At 70.4% G+C, this 17391-nt stretch carries 15 protein-coding genes; 6 read left to right on the top strand and 9 right to left on the bottom strand.

Annotated features, from left to right (window positions below):
- Nucleotides 1-24: 24 nt before the first annotated feature.
- From AACH11_RS13960 to AACH11_RS13935, 6 genes are all read right to left on the bottom strand, one after another.
- Nucleotides 25-1653, bottom strand: coding sequence for a sugar ABC transporter ATP-binding protein (locus AACH11_RS13960; protein WP_341374849.1), 1629 nt, complete (start codon nucleotides 1651-1653; stop codon nucleotides 25-27).
- 36 nt (nucleotides 1654-1689) lie between these two features.
- Complete coding sequence (gene rhaS, locus AACH11_RS13955; protein ID WP_341374848.1) at nucleotides 1690-2691, bottom strand: rhamnose ABC transporter substrate-binding protein; 1002 nt, start codon at nucleotides 2689-2691, stop codon at nucleotides 1690-1692.
- Nucleotides 2692-2865: 174 nt separating this feature from the next.
- Nucleotides 2866-4194, bottom strand: coding sequence for an ABC transporter substrate-binding protein (locus AACH11_RS13950; RefSeq protein ID WP_341374847.1), 1329 nt, complete (start codon nucleotides 4192-4194; stop codon nucleotides 2866-2868).
- Nucleotides 4195-4401: 207 nt separating this feature from the next.
- Nucleotides 4402-5511 carry a beta-galactosidase BglB gene (bglB, locus tag AACH11_RS13945; RefSeq protein WP_341374846.1) on the bottom strand — a complete coding sequence of 370 codons (1110 nt, stop codon included), beginning with the start codon at nucleotides 5509-5511 and terminating at the stop codon, nucleotides 4402-4404.
- Nucleotides 5512-5581: 70 nt separating this feature from the next.
- Nucleotides 5582-6880, bottom strand: coding sequence for an L-rhamnose catabolism isomerase (gene rhaI, locus AACH11_RS13940; protein WP_341374845.1), 1299 nt, complete (start codon nucleotides 6878-6880; stop codon nucleotides 5582-5584).
- Nucleotides 6881-7007: 127 nt separating this feature from the next.
- Nucleotides 7008-9116 (bottom strand): bifunctional rhamnulose-1-phosphate aldolase/short-chain dehydrogenase, encoded by a 2109-nt coding sequence (locus AACH11_RS13935; protein WP_341374844.1) that lies wholly within the window; start codon nucleotides 9114-9116, stop codon nucleotides 7008-7010.
- Nucleotides 9117-9477: 361 nt separating this feature from the next.
- Here AACH11_RS13935 and AACH11_RS13930 point away from each other — a divergent pair, with 361 nt between their 5' ends.
- From AACH11_RS13930 to AACH11_RS13915, 4 genes are all read left to right on the top strand, one after another.
- Nucleotides 9478-10422 carry a LysR family transcriptional regulator gene (locus AACH11_RS13930; protein WP_341374843.1) on the top strand — a complete coding sequence of 315 codons (945 nt, stop codon included), beginning with the start codon at nucleotides 9478-9480 and terminating at the stop codon, nucleotides 10420-10422.
- A 92-nt stretch (nucleotides 10423-10514) separates the two neighbouring features.
- A complete protein-coding gene (locus AACH11_RS13925; RefSeq protein WP_341374842.1) occupies nucleotides 10515-10709 on the top strand; it encodes a hypothetical protein in 195 nt (64 codons plus the stop codon).
- A gap of 330 nt (nucleotides 10710-11039) precedes the next feature.
- Nucleotides 11040-11297 carry a hypothetical protein gene (locus AACH11_RS13920; RefSeq protein WP_341374841.1) on the top strand — a complete coding sequence of 86 codons (258 nt, stop codon included), beginning with the start codon at nucleotides 11040-11042 and terminating at the stop codon, nucleotides 11295-11297.
- Between the two features lie 140 nt (nucleotides 11298-11437).
- Nucleotides 11438-11797, top strand: a complete 360-nt coding sequence (locus tag AACH11_RS13915) for an RNA recognition motif domain-containing protein (RefSeq protein WP_341374840.1) — start codon at nucleotides 11438-11440, stop codon at nucleotides 11795-11797.
- Nucleotides 11798-11925: 128 nt separating this feature from the next.
- On the opposite strand, the gene AACH11_RS13910 is transcribed toward AACH11_RS13915, so the two are convergent.
- From AACH11_RS13910 to AACH11_RS13900, 3 genes are all read right to left on the bottom strand, one after another.
- Nucleotides 11926-12888 carry a LysR substrate-binding domain-containing protein gene (locus tag AACH11_RS13910; RefSeq protein ID WP_341374839.1) on the bottom strand — a complete coding sequence of 321 codons (963 nt, stop codon included), beginning with the start codon at nucleotides 12886-12888 and terminating at the stop codon, nucleotides 11926-11928.
- Between the two features lie 129 nt (nucleotides 12889-13017).
- The gene (locus tag AACH11_RS13905; RefSeq protein ID WP_341374838.1) at nucleotides 13018-14184 is read right to left on the bottom strand and encodes an acyltransferase family protein; all 1167 of its coding nucleotides are present in this window, start codon (nucleotides 14182-14184) and stop codon (nucleotides 13018-13020) included.
- An 81-nt stretch (nucleotides 14185-14265) separates the two neighbouring features.
- Nucleotides 14266-15198 carry a LysR substrate-binding domain-containing protein gene (locus tag AACH11_RS13900; protein WP_341374837.1) on the bottom strand — a complete coding sequence of 311 codons (933 nt, stop codon included), beginning with the start codon at nucleotides 15196-15198 and terminating at the stop codon, nucleotides 14266-14268.
- A 237-nt stretch (nucleotides 15199-15435) separates the two neighbouring features.
- Between AACH11_RS13900 and AACH11_RS13895 the strand changes: the two genes are divergently transcribed.
- Both AACH11_RS13895 and AACH11_RS13890 read left to right on the top strand, forming a co-directional pair.
- The gene (locus AACH11_RS13895) at nucleotides 15436-16317 is read left to right on the top strand and encodes a transketolase (protein ID WP_341374836.1); all 882 of its coding nucleotides are present in this window, start codon (nucleotides 15436-15438) and stop codon (nucleotides 16315-16317) included.
- Nucleotides 16317-17339, top strand: a complete 1023-nt coding sequence (locus AACH11_RS13890) for a transketolase family protein (RefSeq protein ID WP_341374835.1) — start codon at nucleotides 16317-16319, stop codon at nucleotides 17337-17339. The genes AACH11_RS13895 and AACH11_RS13890 overlap by 1 nt, the downstream gene beginning before the upstream one ends.
- The last annotated feature ends 52 nt before the right edge of the window (nucleotides 17340-17391 follow it).

Genomic DNA, 17391 nt, shown 5'->3' with positions numbered 1-17391 from the left:
TGGCGTCGGACATGAGGGGCGGGCTCAGGCGGCCAGGGCGGCCCCGGCGGGGCCGTCGGTGGACGGCCGCGGGGCCACGGCGTCGTGCACCGGCTCGGCCAGGTGCGGCCGGGTCAGTTGCAGGCCCGAGGCCGCGGCCACCACCGTCTCGGCATCGGCCGCCTCACGCGTGAACTCGGCGACCTGACGGCCGCGCTTCATCACGACGATGCGGTGGGCCAGGTTCATCACCTCGGGCAGCTCGGACGAGACCAGGATCACCGCCAGCCCCTGCTCGACCATCTCGGCGATCAGCCGGTAGACGGCCTGCTTGGCACCGACGTCGATGCCCTTGGTCGGCTCGTCGAGGATGACCACGCGCGGCTGCAGGCCCAGCCATTTGCCGATCACCACCTTCTGCTGGTTGCCGCCGGACAGGCCGGACAGTGGCGTGTCCTGCGAGGCGGTCTTGATCGACAGGCGCTCGATCAGGCCGGCCGCGAGCGCGCCCTCCTGATCGGCGGCCAGCCAGGGGCCGCGGCTGTAGCGGCCGTGCACCGCGTGGCGCGGGCCGGCGAGCGCGGCCAGGCTGATGTTGTGACGCACCGAGAAGGCCAGGATGCCGCCCTGGCGCTGGCGCTCCTCGGGCACGCAGGCCAGGCCGGCGGCGATCGCGTCGGCCGGATCGCGGATCTCGACGCGCTGGCCGTCGATGCGGATCTCGCCGCGGGCCTGCGGGTTCAGGCCCATCAGCGCCAGCATGGCCTCGCTGCGGCCGGCGCCCACCAGGCCGTAGAAGCCCAGGATCTCGCCGCGCCGCAGCTCGAAGTTCAGGTCATGGAACTCGGTCGGGTGCGACAGGCCGCGCACCTGCAGCACGGTCTGGCCGGGCTGGCTGCGCACCTCGGGGTAGATCTGTTCGATCGCGCGGCCGGCCATCAGGCGCACCAGGCCGGGCTCGTCGGCCTCGGCCATCCGGCCATGGCCGACCGAGGCCCCGTCGCGCAGCACCACGTAGCGGTCGCAGACGGCGAACAGCTCGTCGAACTTGTGGGTGATGAACAGCACCGCCACGCCGCGGGCCTTGAGGCCGCGCACGATGCCGTAGAAGTCGCGGATCTCCGACTGCGACAGCGCGGCGGTGGGCTCGTCCAGGATCACCACGCGGGCGTTCTGCGACAGCGCGCGGGCGATCTCGATCAGGTGGCGCTGGGCCAGGCTCAGCTGCTTGACCGGGGTGGTGGCCGCGAAGCCGGCGCCCACCTGGTCGAGCGCCTGCTGGGCCCGCGCGTTCATCGTCGCCCAGTCGATCACGCGCAGGCCGGGCAGCTTCGGACCCTTCATCGGCGGGCGGCCGATGAAGATGTTCTCGGCCGCCGTCAGCTCCTCGAACATCACCGTTTCCTGGTGCACCGCGACCACGCCGGCGGCCTGCGCCGCCTGCGTGTCGGCGAAGCGCAGCGGCTGGCCGTCCAGCAGGATGCGGCCCTCGTCGGGCTGGTGCACGCCGGTCAGCGTCTTGACCAGCGTGGACTTGCCGGCGCCGTTCTCGCCGATCAGGGCCAGGGCCTGCCCGGGCACCAGGTCGAGGTCGACGCCACGCAGCGCATGGGTGGGGCCGAAGCGCTTGTGGATGCCACGCAGGCTCAGCAGCGGTGAGGTGGATTCGGTCATGTCGGGAAGCACATCAGGCCAGGCGTCAGGCCGGGATCAGAAGAACTTGGCGAACTTCTCGACGTTGCTGCCGTCGTAGGTGAAGGGCTCGGCCATGGCGGCCTCGTTGTCCTTGTCCAGCGTGACGGTGCCGACGCGGCCCAGCGAGATCTTCTCGCCGGCCTGGCCCTTGGCCTTGCCCTTGACGAAGGCATAGGCCGCGTGCACCGACGAATAGCCGAGGTCGATCGGGTTCCAGATCGCGAAGTTCTTGACCGCACCGCTCTTGACGTGGCCGGCCATCTCCGACGGCAGGCCGAGTCCGGTGACGAACATCTGGCCGACCTTCTTCTCGTCCTGCACCGCCTTGGCCGCGGCCGCCACGCCCACCGTCGTCGGGGCGACGATGGCCTTCAGGTTCGGATGGCTCTTGAACAGGCCCTGGGCCTCGCGGTAGCTCTTGTCGGTCTGGTCATCGCCGTAGACCACGCTGACCAGCTTCAGGCCGCTGTAGGCGGGCTGGGCCAGCACCTTCTTCATCTCGCCGATCCAGATGTTCTGGTTGGTGGCCTGGGCGGTGGCCGACAGCACGGCGATCTCGCCGGTCTTGCCCACGGCGTCCTGCGCCATCGTCACCAGCTTCTGGCCGATCAGCGCGTTCGACGACGGGGCCAGGTGCATCTGGCGGCCGTCCTTGCGCACGCTGGAGTCGAAGGAGACGACCTTGATGCCGCGGCTCATCGCCTTCTTGAGCACCGGCACCAGCGCGTCCGGGTCGTTGGCCGAGATCACGATGGCCTTGACGTTCTGCGCGATCAGCGTGTTGATGACCTCGATCTGGCCCTCGGCCGTGGCCTTGGCCGGGCCGGTGTAGATGATCTCGACGTCCTTGAGCTCCTTGGCGGCTTCCTGGGCGCCCTGGTGGGCGGCATCGAAGAAGCCGTTGCCCAGGCTCTTGACGACGAGCGCGATCTTGTCGGCGGCCATGGCGGATTCGGCGCTGAAGGCGCCGAGCGCGGCGACCAGGGCCAGGCTCAGGGTGGTGCGGCGGTTGTTCATGTCTGTCTCCTCGGGTGGGGCGGTGGGTGGGGCGGTCCGTCGGCGTCAGGCCGGGGACCGGATCCCGGAAACGGATGCAGCAGGCGGTGCTGCGGCCGGTGGGTGACGGGCGAAGTGAGGTGCCGGGGTGGCGGTGCGGGCTCCGGTGTGCACGGGCGTCGTGGTCGCGGTTCCTCAGGCCTCGGGCTGGCGCATGCGCGACAGCAGCTGTGTGCCTTCATCCTTCAGGCGACGCACGGCGTCGGCATCGCTGATGCGGCCGTAGGCCACCTGCTCGAAGACCGTGCGCATCAGCTGCTGGATGCGGGCGTTCTCGAAATGCGGTGAGGCCGGCGGGATGCGGCCGGACTCGCGCAGCGCCTTGACCTGCTGGAAGGCCTGCAGCTCGGCCGGCCCCATGCGGCCGTCGCGCAGCAGCTGCTTGAGCGGGCCGCTGGCCATCGGGATGCCGCGGGTGTTGACCAGGATGCGGGCGGCCGCCTCGTCGGTCAGCAGGAAGTTCAGCAGGCGGGCCGCGGCCTCGGGCTGCCTGCTGTTGCGGCTGACGGCCAGCACCATGGAGGCGCGGGCGAACACGCCGCTGGACTTCGCGCCCGGCAGCGTCAGGAACTCGCCGATCTCGGCCGTCTGGCCGGCGGCCAGCGCCCCGGCGCGCAGCCGGGTGGCCGAGTCCCAGGCGCAGTAGCCCAGCCAGTTGCCGTTGGCCCAGTCCGGCTGCTGCTCGGTCGGCTTGTCCGCGCCACCGAGGGCGGTGCGGTAGGGCACCGGCACGCAGACGTTGTTGCTGGCCAGCCGCTTGTAGGCGCCGACCCATTCGCGCAGGCCGGCCTCGCTCATCGCCAGCCGGGGCTCGGTCGGGCTGACATAGGGCTGGCCATGGGCCTGCATCGCATAGGCATGGGCCAGCAGCAGCAGGTCGTAGCTGTCGCCGTCCAGCGCGTAGGCCTTGTCGCCCAGCTTCGCCTTGACCTTGGGGCCCATCGCGAACAGATCGTCCCAGCTGCGCGGGATGCTCAGGCCGGCCTTGTCGATGGCCGTGCGGTTCCAGACGAAGACGCGCGCGGTGAAGGCGGCCGGCAGCGCGTTGAGCTTGCCCGACAGGGTGCCGATGCGCAGCGCATCGGGCGCGAACTGGTCGAGCGACATCACCGCACGATGGGCGTTGAGGTCCGCGAAGCCCTTGCCGTCGCGCGAGAACATCGGCAGCCAGCCCCAGTCGCACTGCAGCAGGTCGGGCTCGGAGCCACCGGCCATCTGCGTGGTCAGCCGCTCCAGATAGCCGCCGTAGCCGCCGTACTCGGCCTTGACCTTGATGCCGGGATGCCGGGCCTCGAAGGCTTCGATGGCCTTGAGCGTGAGCTGGTGGCGCTCGGCACCGCCCCACCACGAGAAGCGCAGCGTGACCGGGGCGGCCTGGGCGGTGGCGGACGTGTGCAGGCCGGCGGCCGACAGGGCGAGGGCGGTGCCGGCGTGGCCGAGCAGATCGCGACGGGTCAGGGTCATGGGTCTTGTCTCCGTGGGGCGGTTGTCAGGTGCGCCGCGGGTGGCAGTGCCCGCGGTTCGGGACCGGACGCAGGCCGGCCCTTGGGGACGTCGATGGGGCCGCGGCCTGCGTCAGGCAGGTCCGTCGGCGCTCGGTGCCGTGTCGTGCGCGGCAGCAGGCCGCGACGCCACGGTGGAATGGGGGGTCTCCTCTCCGGTCGGCAGGACTCAGAGGTGGTGGTTCAGCGCTTCGGTCAGCGCCATGATGGCCATGGCCTGGCCGTAGGGCATCGAGGTCAGCGGGATGTCGCGGTAGAACTGCAGGTCGTGGCCCATCGCGGTGCCGAAGGAGACCTGGCGCAGCTCGCCCTCGGCATCGATGTGGCGGATCACGCCGGCCAGGGCCTTCAGCGCCACCGGCAGGTGCTCACGGCCGAGGTAGCGGCGGCGCATGCCCTTGAGCAGACCGAAGGCGAAGCCGGCGGCCGCCGAGGCTTCCAGGTAGGAGCCGGGGTCGTCGAGCAGGGTGTGCCACAGGCCGCTGTCGTGCTGCAGCGGGGCGAGCGCGGCGGCCTGGGTCTGCAGCACGGTGACCAGATGCTCGCGCAGCGCGTCGCCCGGCGGCAGGTCCAGCAGCTCCAGGAACTCCGGGATCACCATCGTGATCCAGCAGTTGCCGCGGGCCCAACGGGCGCGGGCGAAGTTGTGGCGGCCGTCGAAGGTCCAGCCGTGGAACCACAGTCCGGTCTCGCGGTCGCTCAGGTACTGGATGTGCAGCAGGAACTGGCGCTTGGCCTCCTCGATGTAGTGCGGGCGGCCCAGCACCTGGCCGATCTTGGCCAGCGGCAGCACGCACATCATCAGCGTGTCGTCCCACAGCTGCTGCGGGTTCTCGCTGTTGAAGACGATGTGCTGCAGGCCGCCCTCGGCGGTGCGCGGCATGTCGTGCATCACCCATTCCGCCCAGGTGTCGAGGTAGGGTAGCCAGCGGCTGTCGGGCTGGCGCTCGTACAGATGGGCCAGCGTCAGGAAGGCCGCCATGGTGTTGACGTTCTTCGTCGGCGTGCCGTGGGCGAAGCGGTCCTGGAACCAGCGCTCGATGATGGCCAGCGTACCGGCATCGTGCGTGGTCTGGTGGTAGCGCAGCAGGCCGTACAGGCCGATGCCGTGCGTCCATTCCCAGTCGTTCCAGCCCTTGGTGTCGATGACGCGGCCGTCGTCGAGCTTGAGCAGGAACTGACCGCTGGTGTCACGGATGTGCACCAGGTTGTGGGTCAGCCGGGCGATCAGCGCATGCAGCTCGGCCGGGGTGTGGGAGGGGGTGAAGTCTGCGGCCATGGATGTGGCGGTGCGTCCTCTGGGGGGAAGGGCGGCGGCCGGGAGGCTTCCGGCCGCCGGGCGGAAACGTTCAGACGATGCCGCCCGTGCCGCCTGCCACCGCCGGCCGTTCGGCCGCGCACTTCTGGCGCCAGCCGCTGGCGCGGTAGGTGGCCACCGGGTCGATGGCGCCGCCGGCGTCGGCGCGCACGCGCTGCAGCAGCGGCGTCACGTCGGTCTGGAAGGCCGCCTTCAGCAGATGGGTGGCGGTCATCGCGTCGTTGGCCTCCTGCGCGGCGTCGAGCGCGGTGCGGTCCACCAGCAGGGCCTGGGCGTGGCTGCGTTGCACCTGCACGGCACTGGTGATCAGGCTCTCGATCGGATCGGTGACGTTGTGGCTCTGGTCCAGCATGTAGGCCGGGTCGAAGGCCACGCCTTCGTGGGCCGCGGCCACCAGCTCGTTGAACACCAGGAACAGGCGGTAGGGCGAGACGCTGCCGGCGTCCAGGTCGTCGTCGCCGTACTTGCTGTCGTTGAAGTGGAAGCCGGCCAGCTTGCCGGCGGCGATCAGCCGCGCGACGATCAGCTCGATGTTGACGTTGGGCGCGTGGTGGCCCAGATCGACCAGGCACTGCGCCTTGGGGCCCAGCGTCTGCGCGGCCAGGAAGCTGGAGCCCCAGTCCTGGATGACCGTGCTGTAGAAGGCCGGCTCGCAGATCTTGTGCTCCAGCATCATGCGCCAGTCGCCCGGCAGCGCGGCATAGATCTGGCGTGCGCTGTCCAGGTAGCGGTCGAAGGCGCGGCGGAAGTGCTGCTGGCCGGGGAAGTTGCTGCCGTCACCGACCCACACCGTCAGCGCCTTGCTGCCCAGCTTCTCGCCGATGGCGATGCATGCCAGGTTGTGCTCGACCGCCTGGGCACGGGTGGCCGCATCGGTGTGGCTCAGGCTGCCGAACTTGTAGCTGTGCGCCTGGCCCTTCTGGTCACTGAAGGTGTTGCTGTTGATGGCGTCGAAGCCCAGGCCCCAGGCCGTGGCCGTCTGGCGCAGCTCCGACCAGTCGTTGCAGGTGTCCCAGGGGATGTGCAGGCTGACGGTGGGCGTGGCGCGGCCCAGCTGCTGGATGACACCGCAGTCGGCCAGTTTGTCGAACACGTGGCGCGGCTCGCCCTGGCCCGGGAAGCGGGCGAAGCGCGTGCCGCCGGTGCCCACGCCCCAGCTCGGAATCGCCACGCCGAAGCCGGCGACCCGGGCCCGCACGGCCTCGATGTCGATGCCGCGGCGGGCTAACTGCTCGCCCAGGTGGGCGTAGTCGCTGGTCATCGCCGGCTGCAGCTTGTCGTTCTCGGCGGCGATCAGTGCCGGGTCGATCAGGTGTTGGGTGGAGGACATCGTGTCTCCCTGCATGAAACGTTATTCAGGTCGGGCTGTTAGCCGGCAGACGCCGCGGAACCGGCTTTGCCGGGCCGCTGGCGGCGCCCCCTTGAGGGGGAGCGGGCTTGCCCGCTACGGGGGTGGGTCATCGGGTGAATGCCGCCAAGTTGCCGGCGTCCACATTGAGGATGTTGCCGGTGCTCTTGGCGCTCAGGTGCTCGGCGGCGAAGAAGTAGGTCGCCTCGGCGATGTCCTCGGGGAAGACGCTGCGCTTGAGCATGCTGCGGTCGCGGTAGAAGGCCTCCAGGTCGCCTTCGTCGATCTTGTTGGCGGCGGCGCGTTCCTCGCTCCACTTGCCGGTCCAGATCTTGGAGCCGCGGATCACCGCATCGGGGTTGACCACGTTGCTGCGGATGCCCAGCGGCGCGCCTTCCAGCGCGAAGCTGCGGCTCAACTGGATCTCGGCCGCCTTGGCCGCGCAGTAGGCGGTGGCCTGGGCGCTGGCCACCATGCCGTTCTTGCTGGCGATCATCACCATCGAGCCGCCGGTGCCCTGGGCCTTCATCTGCTTGAAGGCCTCGCGGCCGACCAGGAAGTAGCCGGTGGCCAGGATGCTCTGGTTGCGGTTCCACAGCGCCAGGCTGGTCTCGTCGATCGGCGCCGCGCTGGCGATGCCGGCATTGCTGACCAGGATGTCGACGCCGCCGAACTCGATGGCCGCGCGGTCGAAGGCGGCGATCACGCTGGCCTCGTCGGTCACGTCGCAGCGCACGCCGCGCACGTGGTCCTTGCCATGGGCCTGGGCCAGCTCGGCGCTCACGCTGTCCAGCGCTTCGGGGTCGATGTCGGCCAGCACCACGCAGCCGCCTTCGGCCAGCAGACGCTTGGCGATGGCCCGGCCGATGCCGCCGGCACCTCCCGTCACCAGCGCCACCTTGCCGACCAGCGGCTTGGGGCGGGGCATGCGCTGCAGCTTGGCCTCTTCGAGCAGCCAGTACTCGATGTCGAAGGCCTCCTGTTCGGGCAGGCCCACGTACTGGTCGACCGCGTTGGCCTCGCGCATCACGTTGATCGCGTTGACGTAGAACTCGCCGGCGATGCGGGCGGTGGCCTTGTCCTTGGCGATGGTCACCATGCCGATGCGCGGCAGCAGGATCACGACCGGGTTCGGGTCGCGCAGCGCCGGGCTGTTCCCGCGCTTGCAGCGTTCGTAGTAGGCGGCGTAGTCGGCACGGTAGGCGGCCAGCAGCTCACCCAGCTTCGCCTTCAGCTCGGCGCCGCTCAGCGTGTAGACGGCCTCGGGCACCACCAGCGGGCGGATCTTGGTGCGCAGGAAGTGGTCGGGGCAGCTGGTGCCGAGGGCCGCCAGCGGCGCCAGGTCCTTGGAGTTGACGAATTCCAGCACCTCGGGCGAGGTGTTGAGGTGCAGCAACTTGTTGGTTCCGCCTTCAGCGGAGAGTCCACGCAGCACCGGCAGCACGCGCGCCAGCGTGGCGTCGCGCTCCGCGTCGGCCAGGGTCTGCACGGCGGCGCCGCCGAAGATCGGCACCTTGCGCGCGGTGCGCTCCTTCTCCAACCACTGCTGGGCGCGCTGGATCAGGTCCACCGTGTTCTCGTAGCAGGCCTTGCTGCTGTCGCCCCAGCTGAACAGGCCGTGGCCGCCCAGCACGATGCCGCGCAGCCCCGGGTGGGCGGCGTTGTAGGCGGCCAGCTGCTGGCCCAGCTCGTAGCCCGGGCGCAGCCAGGGCATCCAGCCCACCGTGCCCTCGAAGACCTGCTGGGTGATGGCCTCGGAATTCGCCATCGCGGCGATGGCGATCACCGCATCCGGATGCATGTGGTCGACATGCGCATAGGGCAGCGACGAGTGCAGCGGCGTGTCGATCGAGGCCGCGCGGCCGTTGAGGTTGAAGGTGCAGTGCGGCAGGTAGCCGACCATCTCGTCCTCATGGGCCAGGCCGCGGTACAGGCCCTTGAGCGCCTTGAGCTTGTCCATGTAGAGGGTGGAGAAGCCGTCCAGCTTCATCGAGCCGACGTCGCCGCCCGAGCCCTTGACCCACAGCACCTCGACCGGCTGGCCGGTCAGCGGATCGGTCTGCGTGATCTTGGCGCTGGTGTTGCCGCCGCCGTAGTTGGTGATGCGCAGGTCCGAGCCCAGCAGGTTGCTGCGGTAGAGCAGCAGCGCGGGCTCGTCCATGCCGGCGGTGCGGGCGTCGTCCCAGCGCGGGAAGGGAAGGGCGGAGGCAGAGGTCATGGTGCGGTCGGTGGCGGCGGAAGTGGCGGACGGTGACAGGCGGAGCCGGACGAAGCCGCTGCGCCTGCGACGGATGACAGCGATGTCATCCACGACGGGGCGCAGCGTAAGGGCGGGCGACCGATGGCACAATTGATGGAATCTGATTCACTCCATCAATTTGATTTATGGTGTGCGGGTTGATCCGAGGGCCTGGACCGCGCCCGTCAATGGCCATTCCTCGGTGGTGGGCGCAGCGTGGTGGGCCGCCCAGCGGGGACACAGGCGCCAATCCTCGGGGTTATTCCCAGGCGTCCGCCGGCACGCCGCCCGGCCTCGGGGTGGCCGTGGGCCGCCTCCGTTCGTCGTGTCGGGGGCGCCGATGAGCGGCGCGCTGCATCTGCGCGCCTTGCGCGTGTTCGAGGCCGTGGCGTCCCAGGGCGGCTTCAGCCGCGCCGCCGAGTCGCTCGGGCTGACCCAGCCGGCGGTCTCGATGCAGATCCGCCAGCTCGAAAGCGAGGTGGGCACGGCGCTGTTCGAGCCGGGCCGACGCCAGCGCCTGACCGACGCCGGGCGCGAGCTGTTGCTGCATGCCCGCCTGATCGCCGGTCAGGTGCGCGCCGCCGAAGAGGCCTTGGCGGCCTACGGGCCGGCCGGCCAGGCCGGTGCCGGGGGGGCCGCGGGTCTGCGGGGCCTGCTGCATCTGGGGGTGGTCAGCAGCGCGCACTACTTCGCGCCGCAGCTGCTGCATGCGTTCAGCCAACGGCATCCGGATGTGCGGCTGAAACTGACGGTGGCGCGCCGCGACGAGGTGCTCTCGATGCTGGGCGAGCATCAGCTCGACATCGCGATCACCGGCTACCCGCCGTCCGAGGCCGATCTGGAGGCCACCACCTTCGCCCGCAATCCGCACTGCATCGTCGCGTCACCGCAGCATGCGCTGGCCCGCCACCGCCGCCTGCGGTGGGCCGATCTGCGCGATGAGCACTTCATCTTCCGCGAGCCGGGCAGCGCGACACGCCAGTTCCTCGAGCACCTGCTCCAGAGCCAGGCCATCCAGGTGCGGGCCAGCCTGGAACTGGCTGGCAACGAGACCATCAAGCAGGCCGTCATGTGCGGCATGGGCATCAGCTTTCTCAGCGCCCACACCTTCCAGGTCGAGCTCGAGGCCGGGCGCATCGCCGTGCTGGACATGGTCGATCTGCCGAAATGGGTGGACTGGTGCGTGGTGCAGCGGCGTGACACGCAGCTGTCCGGTGTCCATGCGGCCCTGCGCGATTTCGTCATCGCCCAAGGGGCGGAGTTCGCCCGCTGCCGTCTCGCCTGAGTCCGGACGCATCGTGGGGCCCGATCGCCGGATGACGGTGTGTGCTTTCGGTTATGGTGCGGGGATCTTCAACTGCAGAAAGCTCCCCCGCCATGGCCAAGCCGAACTACGCCTTCGAGAAGCGCCAGCGCGAACTGGAGAAGAAGCGCAAGAAAGAAGACAAGGCGCAGCGCAAGGCGAGCGGTCTCGACACGGCGGACGACGCAGCGGCTCCGGACGACGGTGATGCCGCCGTGGCGCCTGCCACGGCGAACCCGGTGCCCGGCACCGCGGACGGGGCTGCCTGAAACAGGGGCCTTCATTTACGGCACGAATGGCTGGAAGCTGCTACCATCACCGCTTCTTTCGTTCGTGCCCTTGAGCGCGGACGGCTGAAGGTGGATCGACCGCCCCTCGTGGCGCTCCGGTCCGCACCTGCTGCAGCGTCGATGTCCTTCGGGGTACCGGCTGCCTGTACGGGCCAGCTTTTTCTGCGTTCTGATCCCGGCTGTCCGCATGTTCATGCGGGCGACATTGTCCGCCGGGTCCTGGTCCGTGTTCTGCCGACGAGCCACCGTCCACCTGCGGGTGACCTGGATCGCCGGCTCTGCATCCGGCACTCCGCCGGGTGCGTGCTCATGCCCCTGATCTCTCTTCTTGCACCGGGCCCCGAGGCCCGCAGCTGGCGCGTCGGACGCTTCCAGCTCTCCGCCCTGAGCCGCCAGCAGCCCGATGGGCGCTACAGCGCGTCTCTGTCGATCCGCAGCGGCCTGGGCCGCGGCAGCCACGATCGAATCTGGCGCTTCATCCCCGTCTTCGACAGCGCGCACGACGCGCTGCGCTACGCGGCCGACCAGCAGGCGGACTGCCTGCAGGCCACGTCCGGTACGGCCTGAGTCGGCAACCGCCGCCTCTCGCCATCCCCCCGGGCACAACCGGCGTCGACCTGGCCACGGCCCCGCAGACGCCTTCTACCCCTCGCGGTCTCCCGCCGGTCCTGCATCGGCAACCGCCTCTTCCCCCTCAAGGATCCTCCATGGACAACAAGCTCTACGTCGGCAATCTGCCCTACACCGTCACTGGCGACGAACTGGAACAGCAGTTCAGCGCCTTCGGCACCGTCAACTCGGCCAAGGTCATGATGGACCGTGACACCGGTCGTTCGAAGGGCTTCGGCTTCGTCGAAATGGCCAATGGCGCCGAGGCGCAGGAAGCCATCCGTTCGCTGAACGGCCACGCCATCGGCGGCCGCAACCTGATCGTCAACGTCGCTCGTCCGCCCGAGCCCCGCACCGGCGGCTTCGGTGGTGGCGCCGGCGGCCAGCGCCGCACCGGCGGTGGCGGCGGCTACGGCGGTGGCAACAGCGGCGGCGGCTGGGGCCGCGGCGGCTACTGAGCCATGCCGTACGCGGTCGCCGGATCCTGAACGGGACCGTGCGTCGCCGCGACGCCTGAGAGGCGCCCCACCGGGGCGCTGCCGCTTCGATGCGGCGTTCACGACGGGCCTGCCCGCACCTGACGACCTCAGGCTGCGGACAGGCCCGTCGTATTTTCCGGAGCGCCGAGGCGGTCCGGGTCGTCGGACAGAGGGACGATGCCCGTCGTGGCCCGGGCCCGGTCCAGCAGCCATGCGGCGAATGCGGCCACCTCCGGGCGGCGGGCGAGCCGCTGCGGGTAGACCAGTTGGTGGGGGCGGATGACGACGGCCTGCGCCGGGTCGAACACCGGCGCCAGCCGTCCGCCTTCCAGGTGCGGGCCCGCGATCACCGCGCTTTCGAGGGCCACGCCCAGCCCCTGGATGGCCGCATCCAAGGCGAGCTGGGCGCGGTCGAAGCGCAGCGCATAACGGTCGGGCAACGGGGTCACGCCGTGGGCCGGCAGCCAGTCGCTCCATTGCACCAGTGACACCGTGCTCTGGATCAGCGGCGTCTGCAGCAGCTCGGACGGCTCGCGCAGGCGGTGGCGCTCGATGAAGGCCGGGCTGGCCAGCGGCAGGATGGGTTCGTCGAACAGCGGCTCGATCGTCAGGTCCTGCGCGCTGGTGGCGCCGCCGTAGCGGATGTCGATGTCGACCTGGCCCTGGGCGAAGTCGCTGTGCGTCGGCGAGGCACTGAGGAACAGGCTGATGCCCGGGCAGGCCTGGGCGAAGTCGGCCAGCCGGGGCATCAGCCACAGGCTGGCGAAGCTGGGGCTGGCGTGCACGTACAGGCTGTTGCGCACGCCCTGGCGCAGGTCGTCGGTGGCGGCACCGATGGCCCCCAGTGCGCCGGCCACACGCTGCAGATAGCTTTCCCCCGCGCTGGTCAGGCGCACCCCCTGGGTGCCGCGCTCGAACAGCTTGACGCGCAGGAACTCCTCCAGCCGTGCGATCTGGTGGCTGACGGCCGATGCGGTCAGATGCAGCTCGGCGGCGGCCAGCGCGAAGCTGCGGCGGCGTGCCACGGCCTCGAAGGCCAGCAGGGTGTTCAGCGGGGGCAGTTGGGACATGGGGGCGTGATCACGGCGCGGGAGCGCGATCATGCCAAAGCCACGGCCTGCCGCCTTTGCGGTGATCCACAGGTGCGTCGCGCGAGCCGCGTCGGTGCGACCTGCGCGTCCGGGTGTTTTCCGGTGCGCTCAGGCGCGGCGGCGCAGGGGCGGGTCCGCCGGCTTCGGGGCGCGCTGCAGGCCTTGCTGCAGTCGGTGGCGCAGCGGTTCGTCGATCCAGCGGCCGGCGGCCCAGGCCAGCACGATGCCGAGCAGCGCGCTGGCGGCCACGACGGTGGCGGGCGAGGGCAGGTGGCCGGCCGTCAGTACGTTCACCAGCATCAGCGCGGGCAGATGCAGGCAGTACAGCGGATAGGACAGCCAGCCCAGCCCCTGCTGCATCCGGTCGAGTCGCGGTGTCGCCGGCCGAGCGGCGGCACCCAGCAGGACCAGCAGCGGCACGGCCACCAGGGTCTGCAGCAGCCAGATCGATGGCGAGACCTCGCGTGCGAACAGCGCGAGCGACGCCACCAGCAGCCAGGCCGGATGCAGGCGCGGCACTTGGTCGCGCACCCGCTGCCACAGAAGCCACAGGGCCACACCGCTGAAGAAGCCCCAGACCACGCGCGGGCCGCCACCGATGAAGTTCTCGGGTCCCCAGCCCGGCGCCGCCCAGTGGGTGCGAGCGGTCCACAGCGTGAGCAGGGCGGCGCCGGCCAGCGCCAGCAGGAACAGCGGCAGCTTGCGCATCGCCCGCCAGGGCTGCGCGCCGTGCTGTGCCGTGGACTGGCGTCGGCAGGCCAGGATCACGACCAGCGCGAAAGCGAGGTTGACGACCATCTCGAAGCACAGCGACCACGCCGGATCGTTGACCGGAAAGGCGGCCAGAGGCGTGGTGTGCTGGCCGACGGTGATCGTGCCGCCACCCAGCCACGGCAGGTAGACGGCATGCAGGCCGATGGCCAGCCAGGCCTGCATCGGCTGCAGGCTGGTTCGGCCGCCGTCCACCATCAGCAGCAAGGCCGTGGCGCCGAGCAGCAGCCCGCACAGGTGCAGCGGATACAGGCGCAGCAGGCGTCGGATGACGAAGTCGCCCAGCGCACCGTCCCGCAGCAAGCGCGTCAGGTTGGACTCGGCCAGGACGAAGCCGCTCAGGCAGAAGAACAGGTCGACGGCCAGGCTGGCACCTGAAAACAGATGCGGGCCGCTGCTGGACTGGGTCAGGTGGTGGGCCATCACCGCGAGGGCCGCGACGCCCCGCAGACCGTCCAGCGTGTCGTAGCGGCGCGTGGCCGAGGGGGGAGGGCTGGCGCTCATGTGTCCGGACCGTGATCGGAAATGTCCGATTGTGTTGAGGTGCGGGCGCGTTGCCCTGCCGCTCACCTGTCGTGAGCAGGGTCAGTCCCCCTGAAGCGGGGGGTGTGCCTGCATCGTCAGACTGGCCTCCACCAGCTCGTCGAACAGCCAGTCCCGGAACGCCCGCATCTTGGGCAGATGGGCCTTGGTGCGCAGCCACAGCAAACGGTGGCAGACCAGGCGCGGGCCGTCGTTGCCGAAGGGCAGCACGATGCGGCCGGCATCCAGCTCGCGCTGCAGCAGCAGGCGGCTTTCCAGCGCGACGCCCAGGCCGTCGGCCGCGGCGTGGATGGCCATGAAGGAGCGGTCGAAGCGCGGGCCGCGGGCCAGATCCACCGGTGCGCCCGGGTGGTCGCGCAGCCAGTCGCGCCAGCTGTAGAGGTTGATCTCGGAATGCACCAGCGTGCAGCCGCGCAGCGCTTCGGGCGTGCGCGGTTCGGGGCTGGTGGCCAGCGGGTGGCCGGGTGCGCACAGCACGACGATGGCCTCTTCCGGGAAGGGCTCGACGCTGACGCCGGTGTCGGGCAGCAGCGGGCCGTAGCGGATGTCGAAGTCGGCGTCGCTGGCGGCCAGGTCGATGCGGTCGGTCGAGGCGTTGATGCGCAGGTCGATGTCGGGATAGCGGGTGGAAAAGCGCGCCAGCCGCGGCATCAGCCACTGGGTGGCGACGCTGGGCACCGAGTGCACGGTCAGGATGTCGCTCTTGTCGGTGCGCTCGATGGCCCGGGTGCCGGCCTCGATCAGACCGAAGGCCTGCGACACCGTCTCGGCATAGCGCCGGCCGGCGTCGGTCAGCACCACGGCGCGGTGCACGCGGTGGAACAGGCCCAGGCCGAGGCGGCCCTCCAGCAGGCGGATCTGGTGGCTGATGGCCGAGGGCGTCAGGTGCAGTTCCTCGGCGGCGGCACCGAAGGAGCCCAGGCGGGCGGCGGCCTCGAAGGCCTGGACGGCCTTGAGCGGGGGCAGTTGGCGCATGGGGGCTCGCGCAGCACGGGGCTGCGGCATCAGGACCTTCCCTGAGGCGGGCCGGTCCGGGGCGATCACCGTCCTGGGTGGCGTTCTTCAGATGAATTCAATTCATCGAAAGCTGAACTTTCTTCGTTTGAGACGCCAGGGTCAAGTCCATAGACTGCGCCGCCATCGCTGCCTCGGTCTGCTTGCCGACCGGGGCGATCGAATCCCGAACCGACCGCGGCGCCCCCGCCGACGACGATGAACGCTGAAGAACTGAACCGCCTGGCCGAACGGGCCTGGCGCATCCGCCGCTATGCCCTGCAGATGGGCGAGGTCCAGGGCCAGGGCTATATCGGCCAGGCGCTGGGCTATGCCGACGTGCTGGCCACCGCCTACTGCCATGCGATGCGCCTGCGGCCCGAGGATCCGGCCTGGGAGGGCCGTGACCGCTTCCTGCTGTCGCACGGCCACTACGCGATCGCGCTGTACGCGGCGATGCTGGAGGCCGGCATCCTGCCGGTCGAGGAACTGGAGACCTACGGCAGCGACGACAGCCGGCTGCCGATGTCGGGCATGGCCACCTACACGCCGGGCATGGAGATCTCCGGCGGCTCGCTGGGCCAGGGTCTGGCCATCGGCGTGGGCATGGCGCTCGGCCTGAAGCTCAAGCGCTCGGAGTCCTTCGTCTACAACTCGATGTCCGACGGTGAGCTCAACGAGGGCTCGACCTGGGAGGCCGCCGCCGGCGCCGCCCACCACCGCCTGGGCAACCTGATCTGCATCGTCGACCTGAACCGTCAGCAGGCCGACGGCCCGCCCGCGCAGGTCACCGACTACGAGCCGGTGCACGCGAAGTTCGCGGCCTTCGGCTGGCATGTGCAGCGCATCGACGGCAACGATCTGGCCGCCGTGGTGCAGGCCTTCGACACCGCGCGTCTGCTGCCGGGTGGCCAGCCGCGCGTGATCCTGGTCGACACGCTGATGGGCAAGGGCGTGCCCTTCCTGGAGACGCGCGACAAGAACCACTTCATCCGTGTGGATCCGCCGGAATGGCAGCAGGCCATCGCCGTGCTGGACGCCGCCCGACCCGAATTCGCCGCCCGCCTGGCCGCCGGCCAGCGCGCCGCAGGAGCCTGCTGATGAACGCCCCGACGAAGACCGCGGCCCCCGCCGCCGCCACCCCGACCAAGCGCCTGACCACCTCGGCCATGATCGCCTCGATCGCCGGCGAGGGGCAGGCCACCCGGGCCGCGCCCTTCGGCAAGGCACTGGTCGCGCTCGCCGAGCAGCGCCCCGAGGTCGTCGGTCTGACGGCCGACCTGGCCAAGTACACCGACCTGCACCTGTTCGCCCAGGCCCATCCGGAGCGCTTCTTCCAGATGGGCATGGCCGAGCAGCTGCTGATGGCGGCCGCCGGCGGTCTGGCCAAGGAGGGCTTCATGCCCTTCGCCACCACCTACGCGGTGTTCGGCACGCGGCGCGCCTATGACTTCATCCACCAGGTGATCGCCGAGGAGAACCTCAACGTCAAGATCTGCTGCGCGCTGCCGGGCCTGACCACCGGCTACGGCCCCAGCCACCAGGCCACCGAGGACCTGGGCATGATGCGCGGCATCCCGAACCTGACGGTGATCGATCCCTGCGACGCGCGCGAGATCGAGCAGGTGGTGCCGGCGATGGCCGAACACCAGGGCCCGGTCTACATGCGCCTGCTGCGCGGCCAGGTGCCGGTGGTGCTCGACGAGTACGGCTACCAGTTCCGCTGGGGCCAGGCGCAGCTGCTGCGCGGGGGCCGCGAGGTGCTGATCATCAGCAGCGGCCTGCTGACCATGCGCGGCCTGGAGGCGGCCAAGGCGCTGGAGGGCGGTGGCGCCGACGTCGCCGTGCTGCACGTGCCCACCATCAAGCCGCTGGACGAGGCCACCTTGCTGCGCGAGTGCGCGGTGCCGGGCCGCCTGGTCGTGGTGGCCGAGAACCATGCCGCCATCGGCGGCCTGGGCGAGGCCGTGGCCTCGCTGCTGATGCGCAACGGCATCCACCCGGCCTTCCGGCAGATCGCGTTGCCGGACGCCTTCCTGGATGCCGGCGCGCTGCCGACCCTGCACGACCGCTATGGCATCTCGACCGAGGCCATCGTGGCGCAGATCAAGTCCTGGCTGTGAGCTGAGCCGCGACACCGGAGGTGGCCGCCGTGCCGCCTCCGTCATCACGGCA

The organism is Pseudaquabacterium rugosum (assembly GCF_038066575.1).
Classification (GTDB): Bacteria; Pseudomonadota; Gammaproteobacteria; order Burkholderiales; family Burkholderiaceae_C; genus Pseudaquabacterium; species Pseudaquabacterium rugosum.
This window is presented reverse-complemented; position numbering and strand designations above follow the sequence as displayed.

Coding starts and splice junctions, on each gene's coding strand:
- rhaI (WP_341374845.1), bottom strand. CDS start 6,880: ATGTCCTCCACCCAACACCTGATCGACCCGGCACTGATCGCCGCCGAG.
- AACH11_RS13915 (WP_341374840.1), top strand. CDS start 11,438: ATGGACAACAAGCTCTACGTCGGCAATCTGCCCTACACCGTCACTGGC.
- AACH11_RS13925 (WP_341374842.1), top strand. CDS start 10,515: ATGGCCAAGCCGAACTACGCCTTCGAGAAGCGCCAGCGCGAACTGGAG.
- AACH11_RS13895 (WP_341374836.1), top strand. CDS start 15,436: ATGAACGCTGAAGAACTGAACCGCCTGGCCGAACGGGCCTGGCGCATC.
- AACH11_RS13930 (WP_341374843.1), top strand. CDS start 9,478: ATGAGCGGCGCGCTGCATCTGCGCGCCTTGCGCGTGTTCGAGGCCGTG.
- AACH11_RS13910 (WP_341374839.1), bottom strand. CDS start 12,888: ATGTCCCAACTGCCCCCGCTGAACACCCTGCTGGCCTTCGAGGCCGTG.
- rhaS (WP_341374848.1), bottom strand. CDS start 2,691: ATGAACAACCGCCGCACCACCCTGAGCCTGGCCCTGGTCGCCGCGCTC.
- AACH11_RS13900 (WP_341374837.1), bottom strand. CDS start 15,198: ATGCGCCAACTGCCCCCGCTCAAGGCCGTCCAGGCCTTCGAGGCCGCC.
- AACH11_RS13950 (WP_341374847.1), bottom strand. CDS start 4,194: ATGACCCTGACCCGTCGCGATCTGCTCGGCCACGCCGGCACCGCCCTC.
- AACH11_RS13960 (WP_341374849.1), bottom strand. CDS start 1,653: ATGACCGAATCCACCTCACCGCTGCTGAGCCTGCGTGGCATCCACAAG.
- AACH11_RS13935 (WP_341374844.1), bottom strand. CDS start 9,116: ATGACCTCTGCCTCCGCCCTTCCCTTCCCGCGCTGGGACGACGCCCGC.
- AACH11_RS13890 (WP_341374835.1), top strand. CDS start 16,317: ATGAACGCCCCGACGAAGACCGCGGCCCCCGCCGCCGCCACCCCGACC.
- bglB (WP_341374846.1), bottom strand. CDS start 5,511: ATGGCCGCAGACTTCACCCCCTCCCACACCCCGGCCGAGCTGCATGCG.
- AACH11_RS13905 (WP_341374838.1), bottom strand. CDS start 14,184: ATGAGCGCCAGCCCTCCCCCCTCGGCCACGCGCCGCTACGACACGCTG.
- AACH11_RS13920 (WP_341374841.1), top strand. CDS start 11,040: ATGCCCCTGATCTCTCTTCTTGCACCGGGCCCCGAGGCCCGCAGCTGG.